A 14,268-nucleotide genomic window follows, 5' to 3' on the forward strand; every position below is an offset into this window, starting at 1 on the left:
AAAAGGTCTCCTTTTAAGGAGACCTCGGTTACTCGTTTATGATTTTATTTCCGGCCGCTTTTTGCAGACGGTTCATGATCGCATGGCCTACACCGGTATTCGGAAACATTTCACTAAAAATAATGTCCACCTTTTCCTGGTTAAAGCTTCGTAACGTTTCATAGAGTGCAGTCGCGACACTTTCAAGCTCGTCCCTTTTCCCGCAAGCGATGGTAACATCAGCATGATAATCCTCCACACTCTCCTCAGTTGCGAGCACACCCACTCGCAGTCCGTCCTTCTGCTTTCCTTCTATTAAACCTTGCAGAAAAGACTTACTTCCATTGACTAAAAAGAGCGGGGCATTCGGGGCATAATGCTGATACTTCATCCCAGGTGCCTTTGGTTTTGAGGCTTCATCAATCAATGCACGATCAAGATGGACCTCACCAACAACACCCTCCAGCTGTTCTTTCGTCACTCCACCTGGTCTTAAAATAACCGGAATTTCTTCGGTGCAATCTACAACCGTTGATTCTACGCCCACACCCGTCGAACCGCCGTCCAGCACACCTGCTATTTTCCCGTTTAAATCATCCAACACATGCTGGGCATTTGTCGGGCTTGGCTTGCCAGAGCTATTCGCACTCGGGGCAGCAATTGGCAGTTGACACTTTTTCAAAAGTGCCAAGGCCACAGGATGATCCGGCATCCTAACGGCAACTGTATCCAAGCCTGCGGTTGCTTTATCCGAAAGAACGCAGTCTTTCTTTTTAAAAATAATCGTCAACGGTCCTGGCCAGAACCTTTCCATTAATATTTCAGCTTTTTTAGGAATCTCAGCAACAAATGCTGTGAGCTGCATTTTATCCGCAATGTGGATAATCAGTGGATTATCACTCGGCCTGCCTTTAGCAGCAAAGATTTTTTCCACCGCCACATCACTTTCGGCATTTCCACCTAGTCCATAAACAGTCTCTGTGGGTAATGCCACCACTTCATTTTCCTGTAAAAAACGAGCGGCATCCACAACCTGTGGATTATTTTCGAGGTTATCCACATATTTATCCACTTTCCATACTTTTGTGTTCATACTTATCCACCTTTACCGGAAGCGCAAATGATATCGAAATTTGCCGAATTTAGGCTCTTTGTCACATATTACTTTTGAAAGTATAAAAGATGGTGAACATAAACACAACCCTTTATCCACAATTTGTGCATAACTATCTTGAAACAGTGGATAACTTTGTGGATTAATCCACAGTTAGAGTGAAAATTTCAAAAATAACGAGTTATCCACATTAAATACATGTCGAATGTGTTCAAGTGAATAAAGTTCAGCAGGTAATAGGTCCCGGTCCACCTTCTCGAAACCTAGCAATTCAAAAAATGGCAAGGCCACGCCTTTATTTGTTGCCAAAAACAAACTTCTCATTCCTTTTTCTTTCGCCAGCTGCATCATTTGAGTTATCAACAGCACAATATCCTTTTCCGCTTGTCCCGGCGAAACCACCAGCGAACGCAGCAATCCACCCTCAGCGAAAGCCTCCATTCCAAGTGTACCCTTGATCGACCCATCTTCATCCTCTAGCAATAAAAAGTACTCTACCGTTTCTTCCGTTAATCCATCCGTCCCAAGGCTCGCCTTCATCAGGAACTCTCTTAAAGTGCCCAAATCCTCTTTATTCGCGCAACGTATAAGTGCTTGCATCCCTACCACCTCATTATTTTGATACTCTATTATTATGAAAAAATGAGAGAACTAGAACCAAATATATACGAAATCTATTAAAGTTATCGAAAAAATAAAAAACCAGCCCCATTTTCAGAGACTGGCTACTTCAATATTAGTAGATATCCTAGATAAATAATTATATCGGCGTTCATTCAAATATATCAGCGTTAAATCCATTATATCTGCGATGACCCAGAATCCCTTATTTAAAAATACTTTCAAACATTTCTACCACAAAGAATTTCACCTTAACGGGTTCTTCGTCTTCTGCTGTATAAACTGGAGCAGTTTTTTCCTTTTTGGATTCCTTCTTCACATCACTTTGCTTCTTCTCTTCTACTTTTACCTCTGCTTTTTCCTCTATAACTTTCTCTTCGATCTCAACTTCCTCTTCGATTTCAACTTCCTCATCTTCAGCAGCTTCTTCCTGATTCTTTTTCTTACTAAAATTAGTAACCTTCACTTCTTCAATTTCTTCAACTTCTTGCTCTTCCTCTAATGCCACACTTTCAACAGGTTCTTCATTTTCCGCTGCATATGCCTTGCTTTCAAACCCTTCACTTTGTACAGCAACACCATTTGAGAAATCTAGGAAACACAATGGCGGGTAAAGCACGCACCACCAGTTTGCGCCTTTCCCTTCGCCCAAGGTAATCAAAATGGCTTGATACTCTCCTGCTGGATATAAAAACTCACCATACAATTTAGTCGGAAACTGAACTTTCCCAAACTCCACATTCACACTTTGAGTTGACCCTTGCTCCGCTACAACCTTTTCAGTAATTGCCTGAACCTCTGGCAGCTTCGAGTTAAGCACCTCTTTTGCCTTCTCCAATGACGTTAACTCCTGAACCCACAACGTAATCTGCTCATTGACCGCGTCGCGGACCATCCGTTTAATCTCTTGATCCTGTGCACTATCACTATTGGCAAGAATTCGGAGTCGAATCGCTTCCGCTGGGATTACAACCGAATCCTTCGCCACCGCTTCCGTTTTTGGTATATATAAGTTTAAAATCGTTCCCAACGATAAAATGATTAAATAAGACCATACTAATACTTTACTGTTCATATTTCCCGCACCGTCCCTTCACTATCCTCATTTTGGACAAATGCCAAGAATCTTAAACTAGTAAAATTAAAAAAACTAGTTTTGGAATTTTTTCTTCATAAAAAAGCAAACTAAAATAGCGGAGGTGAAAAAAACATGTCTAAACAGAAGAATAAGAAATTGAAAAATAATCCGGCTATGCCGAAAACAGATGTAGAATTTGCCCATAATGGCCTGGAAAGAGTCGCACTAAAGGCCCAAGAACGTCAAAATAAGTAAACCACAAAAAGCAGAGCGAATTCATATGAACCGCTCTGCTACTGAATTATTTCCGCAAACACCATCCGGTCCTTGCCATTAATATCATTAAGTATTTCCACTTTCACATTCACAAACGCCTTTTTAAAAAGGTCGGCTACCGCCTCCCCCTGACCGGCCCCAATTTCAAAGCCAACCAGCGCGCATGGTGCTATCACTTCTGGCAGCTCCACCATAAAGCGCCGGTAGAAATCGAGTCCATCCTCGCCCGCAAACAACGCCCGGTGCGGCTCATGCTCCGTTACCACCTCTGACATGGTTTCAATGTCACTTACCGGAATATACGGCGGGTTTGAAATTACCACATCAAAACTCTGTCCGCGGAACGGCTTCAGCAAATCCCCCTGGACAAATTCAATCTCAGCATCAAGTCTGGTGGCATTTTCTCGTGCTACTTTCAAGGATTCCTCTGCAATATCAGAGGCATATACGCTTAACGATGGCTGCTCAAGCTTTAAGGTAATCGCAATCGCCCCGCTGCCCGTCCCAATATCGACTACCTTTAATTCCCGTTTATTGATTCGCTTCAATGTTTCGTAAACGAGTTCCTCGGTTTCCGGCCTCGGAATCAATACCTCTTCATTGACGATAAACTTCCGCCCATAAAACTCTTCTGAACCAATTATGTATTGAACCGGCGTTCCCTTTACATGTTCATGGACCGCCTGTTCAAACTCGTCCCATTGAGAATCCAGTAAATCATCACGAACATTTGCAAACAGCTGCGAGCGCGACATCCCCGTGATATGGCGAAGCAACAGCTCACCAGCGTTTTCATCCCGCATTGATTTTTTTAAAAAAGAAGAAGCCCATTGCAGAGCTTCATAGACTTTCTTACTCATCAGAACCACTTTCAAGCTTGCTTGTTTGATCTTCTAGCGTTAATGCATCAATGATTTCGTCAAGCTTGCCTTCGATAATTTGATCCAGCTTCTGAAGGGTTAAGCCGATACGGTGGTCAGTAACACGGTTTTGCGGGAAGTTGTAAGTACGAATACGTTCAGAACGGTCACCGGTACCAACCGCTGATTTACGAACCTGATCATACTCAGCCTGTGCTTCCTGCTGGAACTTGTCATAAACACGCGCACGTAATACCTTCATCGCTTTGTCTTTATTTTTGTGCTGTGATTTTTCATCCTGAATCGATACCACAATTCCAGTCGGAATATGGGTTAAACGAACCGCTGACATCGTCGTATTAACAGACTGACCCCCGGCGCCGCTCGAAGCGAACGCATCAAAACGGATATCTTTATCATGGATTTCCACTTCTAGTTCTTCCGCTTCTGGTAAACAAACCACAGTAGCGGTTGAAGTATGAATCCGGCCGCCTGATTCTGTTTCCGGTACACGCTGCACACGGTGAGCACCATTTTCAAATTTCAATTTGGAATAGGCACCTTGTCCATTGATCATAAAACTAATTTCTTTGTAACCGCCAAGACCTGTTGCGTTGGCATCAATTAGTTCCGTTTTCCAGCCTTGTGCTTCCGCATAACGGCTGTACATACGGTAAAGTGTTCCTGCAAATAGAGCCGCTTCCTCGCCGCCTGCAGCACCGCGGATTTCAAAGATAACGTTTTTGTCATCGTTTGGATCCTTCGGAATCATCAGGAACTTCATTTTTTCTTCTAGTTCCTCGATTTGCTTTTCAAGCTCATTGACTTCTTCCTTGACCATTTCGCGCATATCGTTGTCGAGCTTTTCATCAAGCATAGCCTTAGCATCCTGAAACTGTTCGCGGACCTCTTTATATTCACGATACGTTTGCACGGTCTCTTGTATATCAGATTGTTCTTTTGAATATTCACGTAGTTTTTTTGAATCATTAATAATGGTCGGATCGCTCAAAAGTTCATTTAACCTCTCATAGCGATCTTCAACGGATTGAAGACGATCAAACACAGTTATTCACCTCTAGTTTTTGTCCATAACATTCTAATTATAGTATAGGTGAAAACCCCCGTCAAAACCAAATTCTTGGAGAAAAAATTTTGTTCCACAAAAAAGTACGAGAATCAAAAAAAAAAACATGCCCTGAAGCCAGAGCATGTTACCGTTCTCTTATTTGGAAAGAATAGCGCGGTAAAGCCTGCTGTAATTTTGTGTGCAGGCGTTCGATGGCTTTATCACGATCATTGCCATTGAGCTTACCTCTGGTATCCACCGTAACCGTCATTCGATCCTGAGCATTGTTAATCCAAATCGATTCCGATCTAAATCCATCTGTTCCATTTACAATATCTCTGGCTATGTCTATATCTCTGCCGGTATTGTTTCTATTAGAGGCATCATTCATTGATGTTCCGCGTAAATTAAGGAAATTCGGGTTTTGGTCAGACATTGGACCCACGTCCTGATTTACATTGTTAGACATATAATTTGGGTTCGTATTGTCATTACGCAAATTATAAGCGGTATTTTCCGTGTCATTCCCTTTCATACAGCCTGAAAGCATGAGGACCATTAATACCCCTAAACACATGATTTTTTTCAAAGTATTGCACCTCCTACAACTATCTTTCCCAAGCATTCGGAAGATCGTTCTAGTAAGATTATTCCAAAAAAACCGCCTGAGATTTAGTCTCAGACGGTTTTCATCTTATTTCACCACAGGTTCTTGTATGCGGTAGGATGCAGTTTTAGGTACCTCATGATGGTGGCGGCAGCGCGGCTCGTAGGCTTCCGAAGCACCAACCAAGATAACGGGATCATGATAAGAAGCTGGTCTGCCGTCGATTAAACGTTGTGTCCGGCTTGATGGCGATCCGCAAACACTGCAGACAGCCTGGAGTTTCGTTACCGTTTCGGCAATTGCCATCAATGCTGGCATTTGTCCGAAAGGCTCGCCGCGGAAATCCATGTCCAGCCCTGCTGCAACTACGCGATGTCCACTGTCAGCAAGCTGTTGAACAACCCTTACAATCCCTTCATCGAAAAATTGTACTTCATCGATGGCGATGATGTCGATATCCGCCTCTACATGGTGTAAAATCTCAATCGAATGGGAAATGGGCTTCGCATGAAAAGAGTTGCCATTATGGGAAACGACAGATTGTTCGCTATAGCGATTGTCAATTTTCGGTTTGAAAACAGCTATTTTTTGTTTAGCAAATTGAGCCCGTCTGACGCGACGAATCAATTCCTCTGATTTTCCTGAAAACATACTGCCGCAAATAACCTCAACCCATCCGAGTTGCTTCATTAAATACATAAATCGGCGTCTCCTTCCTATGTACGAAACCTTCTACATCTATATTTTTAACATTCAACATGTTTTATTCAATTAAACAGGCTATTTACTCAACTATTGTTGTTAAAATCTTAAAGCCAATTTTAACGCGAAAATAGTTATTTTGCGCCTTGAATTTAGTTTGTAAGCTCTTTTCTTATTAAATGCTGTTTTTAAGCGGAAACCTCATAATCCTTAGTTTTTGTTACAAAAAGCAATAAAGTTTAAGAAAAGAGCAATTAAAAAACAGGCAAGTAAGTTTCTGCTTGCCTGTTTTGTGTGAGTGATTATTGTTGTTGCGCGTTTGGATCTTTAAGGCCGTATTTTTTGTTGAAACGGTCTACACGTCCACCAGCTTCAGCAAACTTTTGACGACCAGTATAGAATGGATGACATTCAGAACATGTTTCAACGCGAATTTCATTTTTCACTGAACCAGTTTCAAAAGTATTTCCGCATGCACAAGTCACCTGTACCATTTTATAATTTGGATGAATTCCTGCTTTCATTCTTTTCATCTCCTTCCGCCCTGAATCATTCGAAACAGAGTTATATAAATGTCTGTTTTATAAACAAACACCAATTACTAAAAAGACACTGTTCACATTATAACAAGGTGAACCTATTTTGGCAAGTTGGGTTTTTATGGATTTAAATATTCTCTGCACAATACAAGTCTGTTGATTTCCACTCCAGGCACTTCGCTTTCCGCGGGCGGTTCGGCGAGCCTCCTCGGCGCTTAAGCGCCTGCGGGGTCTCCCCTGCCCCGTCCTCCCGCAGGAGTCTCGTGCCTTCCGTTCCAATCAACAAGTGCCGAATATTATGATCTTCTTCCCTTTAGTTCTTCTCCAATTTGGGCGAAGAATTCTTCGTTGGATTTGGTTTGTTTTAGTTTTTTCAGGAAGCGCTCGGCGAAGTCTGGTGAGTCGGACATCGATTTTCGGATGGCCCATAGTTTGTCCAGATGATCCTTCGGAAGAAGCAGCTCTTCTTTCCGTGTGCCAGAGCGGCGAATATCAAGTGCTGGGAAGATACGGCGTTCTGCAAGCTGACGATCCAGATGCAGCTCCATATTACCTGTCCCTTTAAATTCTTCATAAATAACGTCATCCATACGTGAACCAGTGTCAACCAATGCCGTAGCTAGGATGGTTAAGCTTCCGCCTTCTTCAATGTTTCGGGCTGCCCCGAAGAAACGCTTCGGACGGTGGAACGCCGCTGGGTCAATACCACCAGAAAGGGTACGTCCGCTTGGCGGAATCACAAGGTTATAAGCACGGGCCAAACGCGTAATGCTGTCCATTAATATTACGACATCGCGTTTATGCTCAACTAAACGCATGGCGCGGTCTAAGACAAGCTCAGCGACTTTAATATGGTTTTCTGGTACCTCATCAAACGTGGAGCTGACAACATCGCCAGCAACCGAGCGCTCAATGTCGGTTACTTCCTCTGGACGTTCATCGATTAGAAGAACAATTAATTCCACTTCAGGGTGATTCGTCGTAATACTGTTAGCGATTTCCTTTAACAGCATTGTTTTCCCTGCCTTTGGCGGTGCAACAATTAAGCCCCTTTGTCCAAAACCAACTGGAGCAACAACATCCATAATTCTTGTAGAGATATGTTTTGGAGTGGTTTCGAGTTTCATATGTCTGTTTGGATAGAGAGGAGTTAATGCTGGGAAGTGAACACGTTCCTTTGCTGATTCCGGGTCTTCACCGTTAACTGCTTCTACATGTAAAAGTCCATAGTAACGTTCATTTTCCTTTGGAGGTCGAACCTTACCGGATACTTTATCACCGTTACGAAGGTCGAAACGACGGATTTGCGATGCAGAGATATAAATATCTTCCGAACTTGGTGAATAGTTGATCGGGCGTAAGAATCCAAAGCCTTCAGATTGGATGATTTCCAAAACGCCTTCCATGAAAAAGTAACCTTGCTGCTCCGCTCTTGATTTTAAAATGGCAAAAATAAGTTCTTTTTTCGACAACTTACTATAGTAAGTCACTTTAAATTCGCGCGCAAGCTCATAAAGCTCCTTCAGCTTCATGTTTTCTAAACTTGATATAGTTAATTCCATAGTACACCACACTTTAAAATTTTTACTCTATTTTCGTTACCGAGAACCTAATCGTATAATAGAGGATTTTTGATTTCTAAAAATATATTGAGGAAAGATAGAAATGAATAGAATAGCAGAATCAATTTAATAAAACACTATCTATTGTACCCTTTGTCTAAAATAATAATCAACTGGAAATTTTCTATTTGCAGAATATGGAGAGAAGAGACTAGAATCTAGGTCTAGTCTCTTAGTAAGTGTTTACTATAAAAATTTATCTAATCACTAAATTTGGTTTCTTTTTCAGACTGTGACGACCTTCGACAAATCGGACAGTTCCTGATTTTGCACGCATAACGATTGAATGAGTAGATCCATAAGAACCCTTGAATTGAACACCGCGCAGTAACTCACCGTCTGTTACACCGGTAGCTGCAAAAATCGCGTCGTCCCCTTTCACAAGGTCTTCCATGCGAAGTACCTTTTTGACATCTAGTCCCATTTTCACGCAGCGCTCTAATTCGGCATCACTTTGAGGCAGCAATTTACCAATGATTTCACCGCCAAGACATTTTAAAGCAACAGCTGAGATGACGCCTTCCGGAGCACCGCCAGAGCCGAATAAAATGTCAACGCCTGTGTTATCAAAAGCAGTATTAATCGCTCCTGCCACATCGCCATCATTGATTAACTTAATTCGTGCGCCTGCTTCACGAAGCTGAGCAATGATATGCTCATGACGCGGACGGTTTAATACGGTCGCTACAACGTCTTCGATATCCTTGTTTTTCGCTTTCGCTACTGCCTTTAGGTTATCAAGAACAGAAGCATTGATATCCACAAGTCCTACAGCTTCAGGGCCAACAGCAATTTTCTCCATATACATATCCGGTGCATGAAGAAGGTTGCCATTATCAGCAATTGCTAAAACAGCTAAAGCGTTCCATCCGCCTGCGGCTAAGATATTTGTACCTTCAAGTGGATCAACGGCTACATCGACACGAGGTCCGTACCCTGTACCTAGTTTTTCACCGATATAAAGCATTGGGGCCTCGTCCATCTCGCCTTCACCAATCACAACCGTTCCCTTCATCGGGATCGTGTCAAACACATCACGCATGGCAGAAGTTGCAGCACCATCCGCTTCATCCTTTTTCCCGCGTCCCATCCAACGTGCTGAAGCAAGGGCAGCCGCTTCTGTTACGCGAACAAGCTCCATAGATAAACTTCTCTCCATGTTCTCAATCCCCCAAATTTCTATTTATACTTTTCAATAACATTAGTATAACAGATTCAAGGAATTAGTATAGCTTATTTACGTATTCTTTAGTTGTTCTACTTCATCTTTTGACAAAGCTTCACGCCAAACGGTTGCACCGAGCCCATTTAATTTTTCAACAAGATGACTGTAACCCCTGTCAATGTGCTCAAGGCCTGTGACTTCTGTAATGCCTTCAGCAAGAAGTCCGGCAATGACAAGGGCGGCTCCAGCTCTAAGATCGCTTGCCTTCACTTTTGCACCCTGAAGCTTAAGAGGTCCGCTAATGATTGCCGAGCGGCCTTCGACTTTAATGTTTGCGTTCATTCTTCTTAATTCATCAATATGTTTAAAACGGGCACCATAAATGGTATCCGTTACAACGCTAGAACCCGTCGCTCTCGTTAAGAGAGTGGTAAATGGCTGTTGCAGGTCGGTTGGAAAACCAGGATATACCAGGGTTTTAATATCAACTGGCTTCAACTTGTCCGAACTGCTGACAAATACCTGATCATCGCCCGTTTCAATTTTCACACCCATTTCTCGCAGCTTAGCAATCAGCGATTCTAAGTGCTGAGGAATGACATTATCGATTAATACGCCTTCACCGACAGCAGCACCTAAAATCATATAGGTTCCCGCTTCAATTCGATCAGGAATAATCGTATGACGGCAGCCATGGAGGCTGTCTACACCATCAATACGGATGACATCGGTTCCTGCCCCCTTGATTTTCGCTCCCATATTCGTTAGTAAGGTCGCGACATCAATGATTTCCGGTTCTTTTGCGGCATTTTCAATAATCGTTCTGCCCTTTGCCCTTACCGCCGCTAACATGATATTAATGGTTGCGCCCACACTGACAACATCGAGATAAATACGTGCGCCGCGAAGCTCGTCCGCACGCAAATAAATAGCGCCCTGCTCATTTGTTACCTGAGCACCCAGTGCTTCGAAACCTTTAATATGCTGATCAATCGGACGTGGTCCAAGATGACATCCACCCGGTAAACCGATGACGGCCTTTTTAAAACGGCCAAGCATCGCCCCCATTAGATAGTAAGAGGCACGAAGCTTCTTGACTTTTCCGTTTGGCAATGGCATCGAAATCATGGTCGATGGGTCAACCGTCATATCAAAATCATCTGAAAGCTCTACTTTCCCGCCAATTTCCTCGAGCAGGTCCTTCAATATTTCTACATCTGAAATATCTGGCAGCCCTTCAATTGTCACCGGTGATTCTGCTAAAATGGTTGCTGGTATCAACGCAACTGCACTGTTTTTTGCACCACTTATTCTTACGGTTCCCTTAAGCGGATATCCGCCCGCAATTTTAAGTTTTTCCATTTTCGACTCCCTTCTACGCCATTGGGATGGACTTTGAACACTAATTAATCAGTTAAATTGATATTCAAAATTCGCATTTAGGTAATTATTTCCAATAGCAAATTACATAATCCGACAATTTGTCTATCATCTAGTGTACACTAATATATTATTTTCATGTATCAATATGAAAAAAAGTTTTAAAAATTGGTAAATTTATGCGTTACGGCCTGCCCAATCTTTCATAAATCCTTCAATCCCTTTATCTGTTAATGGATGATGGAATAAGCCAATTAATACTTTGTAAGGAATCGTTGCAATATGTGCTCCTCTAAGCGCTGCTTCTGTAACGTGAATTGGATTACGGATCGATGCCGCAATAATTTGTGTATCAAGTCCGTGAACCGTAAAAATATCTGCGACTTGAGAAATTAATTCTAAGCCGTTTTGACCGATATCATCCAATCTGCCTAGGAATGGTGAAACGTATGTAGCCCCTGCTCTTGCTGCAAGAAGTGCCTGATTAGCGTTGAAGATTAAAGTAACATTGGTGGTAATCCCTGCTTCTGAAAATGCATGACAAGCCTTTAAGCCATCAGGAGTCATTGGAACTTTAACGGTGATATTTGGGGCAATTGCTGCCAGTTCTTTACCTTCTCTAATCATGCCTTCTGCATCAAGTGCAATAACCTCTGCACTAACAGAACCAGGAACAAGCGCAGCAATTTCTCTAATGCGGTCGTGGAAGGATACATCTTTTTCTTTTGCAACAAGCGAAGGGTTTGTTGTAACTCCTGATAATAATCCAAGCTCATGTACTTCACGAATTTCTTCTAAGTTAGCTGTATCAATAAAAAATTTCATGTGTTTCTCCTCCAATTTATACGACAAATTTCGTCAATATTCTAATTATTCCTTACAGTTTGAAACCGCCCACTCGTTAAGGGGCGGTTTCAAATTTACTGTCAGTATTACCAAAGACTGGATAGCATTTTCAAGAGGACAATAACCTCTTATATTAAAATTGTCTAGCTCAGGCGCTTCCGCTTTTCGTATTAAGCTTTGCCAGCTGAACCAAATTCGCGAATTTTGCCGATTACTGTTTCTTTGATGGCTTCGCGTGCTGGGCCCATGTATTTACGTGGATCGTATTCATTTGGCTTTGCAGCTAATGCTTCACGAACCGCTTTTGCAGACGCAATTTGGTTTTCAGTGTTCACGTTAATTTTCGCTGTTCCAAGGGAAACAGATTTTTGGATATCATGTGTTGGAATACCAGTTCCGCCATGTAGTACAAGTGGAAGACCAGTAGCTTGACCGATTTCTTCCATCTCTTTATAACCTAACTTTGGCTCACCTTTGTATGGACCGTGAACAGAACCAAGTGCTGGTGCAAGGCAGTCGATGCCTGTACGCTCAACAAGTTCTTTACATTCAGCAGGATCCGCATAAATAATGCTGCCAGATACATCGTCTTCCTGTCCGCCAACTGTTCCTAATTCTGCTTCAACAGAAACACCTTTTGAATGAGCGTATTCTACTACTTTAGAAGTAATTTCTACGTTTTCTTCAAATGAATGATGAGAAGCGTCAATCATAACAGATGTGAAGCCTGCATCAATGGCTTCCTTACATTTTTCAAAGCTTGAACCGTGATCCAAGTGAATGGCAACAGGTACGGTAACTTTCAAATCTTCCATTAAACCTTCTACCATTTTTACAACAGTTTTAAAGCCGGACATGTAACGAGCTGCCCCTTCAGAAACACCAAGAATAACAGGTGATTTTTCAGCTTCCGCTGCTTGTAAAATAGCTTGGGTAAATTCTAAGTTATTTAAGTTAAATTGCCCAACAGCGTAACCTTCCGCTTTCGCTTTGATGAGCATCTCTTTCATTGAAACTAAAGGCATTTTATTTCCTCCTTGGTATGAGTGTTTATCTTCTCGAATTAGGGCTTTCCTATTAAGGATTTCCTATCATTTTACTGATTATGTACTCTCGAGAAAGATAAATGGACGAGCAAAAGTTCATAAGTATCATACCAAACTGAATGATAAAATGCCATTAAAGAAACCCTAATATTATAAACGTTCACAATGAAAGCGGCAACACTTTTCGACAATCATTCTATTTTTAAAAAAACGGATTAATTTGCTTTTTGAGGAATATGTTTTCTTACCGCCGCACGAATATCATCAATATCGAATGGCTTTGCAAAATGAGTAATTGCTCCTAGATTCTTGGCCTCTTGGATCATATCCAATTCACCATAAGCAGTCATAATAATAACGCGAATATCCGGATCAATGACTTTCATTCTTTTTAAAATTTCAATACCATCCATACCAGGTATTTTCATATCCAATAGGACGAGATCAGGGTCATGCTTGGTAACAATATCTAGTGCTTGAATTCCATTTGCTGCCTGAAAGGTTTGATATCCTTCCTTTGAGAATACCTCATTTAGTAAAATCCGTATCCCAAATTGATCGTCAACAATTAAAATTTTCTCTTTCATAACTCCACCTCTTCCACCCTATTTTTATTTATAGTTGATTCCTTTTCATCCACCATGATAATCTTCGACATTTCTTTTAAAAATCCTCTATTTATTATATAGGTATATTGTGGTAATTGTCTTTTATTTTTAAAAAGCTATAATATTTTTGTGAAGGAGTGGTTTTAATTGATGAAAATGTTTACAACCCAATTGACGGGATTATTTAAAAGAATAGAAGAGAAGGCAGAGTTTTCATTTGAGGACGGTGCCCGCCTGCTCGCACAAGGTCAGACTATATATCTAGTAGGATTTCGTGAAATGAAGGCTGTTGAATTTGAGGCTTTAGAGGGTGCAGAACCATTAAAGGGTGCTTTACCGAATGTTGATGCTGCAACCCCCGCCGACAGGGTGCTGCTATTCACTCGAACCTCGGCTGATGAGGATGCGCTAGAGCTTGCAGCGAAGCTTAAAGAGAAAGATATCCCATTTGTGGCCGTATCAACATCGGTTCCAGATGGAAAATTGGAAGAAATCGCTGATGTACATATCAATTTACAGCTTTTGAAGGGTCTGTTGCCAGATGATTTTGGAAATCGGTATGGCTATCCGTCCTCAATGGCAGGATTATACGTTTATTATGGCTTAAAATTTACAATTGATGAGATATTAGCGGAATATGAATGATTTTGAACGACCTAGATTGGGTCGTTTTTTGTTTTGGACTATTTTTAGGGTGTTTTGGACTATTTTTGATTGGTTATGGACTTTTTTCTTAGGGTTTTGGACCTTTTTAAA

16 protein-coding genes are annotated in these 14,268 nt (G+C 41.7%); 2 read left to right on the top strand and 14 right to left on the bottom strand.

Annotated elements, in window-relative coordinates; translation table 11 throughout:
* Positions 1–28: 28 nt before the first annotated feature.
* The 3 genes from QNH48_RS29575 to spoIIR all read right to left on the bottom strand — a co-directional run bounded on the left by QNH48_RS29575 (position 29) and on the right by spoIIR (position 2,789).
* The gene (locus QNH48_RS29575) at positions 29–1,072 is read right to left on the bottom strand and encodes an L-threonylcarbamoyladenylate synthase (protein ID WP_283953186.1); all 1,044 of its coding nucleotides are present in this window, start codon (positions 1,070–1,072) and stop codon (positions 29–31) included.
* A 174-nt stretch (positions 1,073–1,246) separates the two neighbouring features.
* Positions 1,247–1,693 (bottom strand): GNAT family N-acetyltransferase, encoded by a 447-nt coding sequence (locus QNH48_RS29580; protein WP_283953187.1) that lies wholly within the window; start codon positions 1,691–1,693, stop codon positions 1,247–1,249.
* Between the two features lie 226 nt (positions 1,694–1,919).
* The gene (gene spoIIR, locus QNH48_RS29585) at positions 1,920–2,789 is read right to left on the bottom strand and encodes a stage II sporulation protein R (protein ID WP_283953188.1); all 870 of its coding nucleotides are present in this window, start codon (positions 2,787–2,789) and stop codon (positions 1,920–1,922) included.
* A gap of 135 nt (positions 2,790–2,924) precedes the next feature.
* Here spoIIR and QNH48_RS29590 point away from each other — a divergent pair, with 135 nt between their 5' ends.
* Positions 2,925–3,047, top strand: a complete 123-nt coding sequence (locus tag QNH48_RS29590) for a hypothetical protein (protein WP_256989021.1) — start codon at positions 2,925–2,927, stop codon at positions 3,045–3,047.
* A gap of 38 nt (positions 3,048–3,085) precedes the next feature.
* Here QNH48_RS29590 and prmC read toward each other — a convergent pair whose 3' ends face one another.
* The 11 genes from prmC to QNH48_RS29645 form a co-directional block, all read right to left on the bottom strand.
* Positions 3,086–3,928, bottom strand: coding sequence for a peptide chain release factor N(5)-glutamine methyltransferase (prmC, locus tag QNH48_RS29595; protein ID WP_283953189.1), 843 nt, complete (start codon positions 3,926–3,928; stop codon positions 3,086–3,088).
* Entirely contained in the window at positions 3,921–4,994 is a 1,074-nt protein-coding gene (gene prfA / locus QNH48_RS29600) for a peptide chain release factor 1 (RefSeq protein WP_283953190.1), read from the bottom strand. The genes prmC and prfA overlap by 8 nt, the downstream gene beginning before the upstream one ends.
* 148 nt (positions 4,995–5,142) lie before the next feature.
* Complete coding sequence (locus QNH48_RS29605) at positions 5,143–5,586, bottom strand: hypothetical protein (RefSeq protein WP_283953191.1); 444 nt, start codon at positions 5,584–5,586, stop codon at positions 5,143–5,145.
* Between the two features lie 105 nt (positions 5,587–5,691).
* Positions 5,692–6,303: a thymidine kinase gene (locus QNH48_RS29610; RefSeq protein ID WP_095247524.1), complete on the bottom strand. Its 612-nt coding sequence runs from the start codon at positions 6,301–6,303 to the stop codon at positions 5,692–5,694.
* A 305-nt stretch (positions 6,304–6,608) separates the two neighbouring features.
* The gene (gene rpmE, locus QNH48_RS29615) at positions 6,609–6,830 is read right to left on the bottom strand and encodes a 50S ribosomal protein L31 (protein WP_179158036.1); all 222 of its coding nucleotides are present in this window, start codon (positions 6,828–6,830) and stop codon (positions 6,609–6,611) included.
* A 311-nt stretch (positions 6,831–7,141) separates the two neighbouring features.
* Positions 7,142–8,407: a transcription termination factor Rho gene (gene rho, locus QNH48_RS29620; RefSeq protein WP_095247522.1), complete on the bottom strand. Its 1,266-nt coding sequence runs from the start codon at positions 8,405–8,407 to the stop codon at positions 7,142–7,144.
* Positions 8,408–8,663: 256 nt separating this feature from the next.
* On the bottom strand, positions 8,664–9,626 hold the full coding sequence (glpX, locus tag QNH48_RS29625; protein WP_095247521.1) for a class II fructose-bisphosphatase: 963 nt from the start codon (positions 9,624–9,626) through the stop codon (positions 8,664–8,666).
* A gap of 78 nt (positions 9,627–9,704) precedes the next feature.
* Complete coding sequence (locus tag QNH48_RS29630; RefSeq protein WP_283953192.1) at positions 9,705–10,994, bottom strand: UDP-N-acetylglucosamine 1-carboxyvinyltransferase; 1,290 nt, start codon at positions 10,992–10,994, stop codon at positions 9,705–9,707.
* 195 nt (positions 10,995–11,189) lie between these two features.
* The gene (gene fsa, locus QNH48_RS29635) at positions 11,190–11,837 is read right to left on the bottom strand and encodes a fructose-6-phosphate aldolase (RefSeq protein ID WP_095247519.1); all 648 of its coding nucleotides are present in this window, start codon (positions 11,835–11,837) and stop codon (positions 11,190–11,192) included.
* 191 nt (positions 11,838–12,028) lie between these two features.
* Positions 12,029–12,883, bottom strand: coding sequence for a class II fructose-bisphosphate aldolase (locus tag QNH48_RS29640; protein WP_095247518.1), 855 nt, complete (start codon positions 12,881–12,883; stop codon positions 12,029–12,031).
* Positions 12,884–13,119: 236 nt separating this feature from the next.
* The gene (locus QNH48_RS29645; protein ID WP_095247517.1) at positions 13,120–13,491 is read right to left on the bottom strand and encodes a response regulator; all 372 of its coding nucleotides are present in this window, start codon (positions 13,489–13,491) and stop codon (positions 13,120–13,122) included.
* A 168-nt stretch (positions 13,492–13,659) separates the two neighbouring features.
* Between QNH48_RS29645 and QNH48_RS29650 the strand changes: the two genes are divergently transcribed.
* On the top strand, positions 13,660–14,157 hold the full coding sequence (locus QNH48_RS29650; RefSeq protein ID WP_283953193.1) for a DUF2529 domain-containing protein: 498 nt from the start codon (positions 13,660–13,662) through the stop codon (positions 14,155–14,157).
* Positions 14,158–14,268: the final 111 nt, after the last annotated feature.

It is taken from the genome of Neobacillus sp. YX16 (assembly GCF_030123505.1).
Classification (GTDB): Bacteria; Bacillota; Bacilli; order Bacillales; family Cytobacillaceae; genus Neobacillus.